This is a genomic window from Microcoleus sp. D3_18a_C4, assembly GCF_036702415.1.
Lineage (GTDB): Bacteria > Cyanobacteriota > Cyanobacteriia > Cyanobacteriales > Microcoleaceae > Microcoleus.
This window is the reverse complement of record NZ_JAUBTI010000245.1, coordinates 1-1,004: the sequence shown is the minus strand read 5'-3', so window position 1 is coordinate 1,004 and position 1,004 is coordinate 1. Positions and strand designations below refer to the sequence as shown.

The following is a 1,004-nucleotide window of genomic DNA, read 5'->3' as shown; positions in this document are numbered from 1 at the left end:
AAGTCATGTATTGGTAGGGGAGCGTTCCGCAACGGTGTGAAGCACTAGCGACAAGCAGGTGTGGACTGTGCGGAAGTGAGAATGTCGGCTTGAGTAGCGCAAATGTAGGTGAGAATCCTACACCCCGAAACCCTAAGGGTTCCTCCGCCAGGCTCGTCCGCGGAGGGTGAGTCAGGTCCTAAGGCGAGGCAGAAGTGCGTAGTCGATGGATAACGGGTCAATATTCCCGTACCTGACATTGTTGGTGCAGAGGGACGGAGAAGGCAATCGCCAGCCGGATGTTGGTTACCGGTTCAAGTATTCGAGGTGTTGAGAGACGGAGAAAACGTCTTGAGCTGAGGTACGAGTACGACCTCCCACGGGAGGGAAGTGGTAGATGTCAGGCTTCCAAGAAAAGCTCTAAACACCATAAACAATGTCAGCCTGTACCCGAAACCGACACAGGTAGGGAGGTAGAGTATACCAAGGGGCGCGAGATAACTCTCTCTAAGGAACTCGGCAAAATGGCCCCGTAACTTCGGGAGAAGGGGTACCTACGAAAGTAGGTCACAGTGAAGAGTCCCAGGCGACTGTTTACCAAAAACACAGGTCTCCGCAAAGTCGTAAGACGACGTATGGGGGCTGACGCCTGCCCAGTGCCGGAAGGTTAAGGAAGTTGGTTAGGGTAACCGAAGCTAGCGACTGAAGCCCCGGTGAACGGCGGCCGTAACTATAACGGTCCTAAGGTAGCGAAATTCCTTGTCGGGTAAGTTCCGACCCGCACGAAAGGCGTAACGATCTGGGAGCTGTCTCGGAGAGAGACTCGGCGAAATAGAATTGTCTGTGAAGATACGGACTACCTGCACCTGGACAGAAAGACCCTATGAAGCTTTACTATAGCCTGGAATTGTGTTCGGGCTTCGCTTACGCAGGATAGGTGGGAGGCTATGAAGTTCTGCTTGTGGGCAGAATCGAGCCAACGGTGAGATACCACTTTAGCGAGGCTAGAATTCTAACCCTTACCC

At 53.2% G+C, this 1,004-nt stretch carries 1 rRNA gene; it reads left to right on the top strand.

Going from position 1 to position 1,004, the window contains the following annotated elements:
* Nucleotides 1-1,004 (top strand): 23S ribosomal RNA (locus tag QUB16_RS33430); the annotation flags it as partial.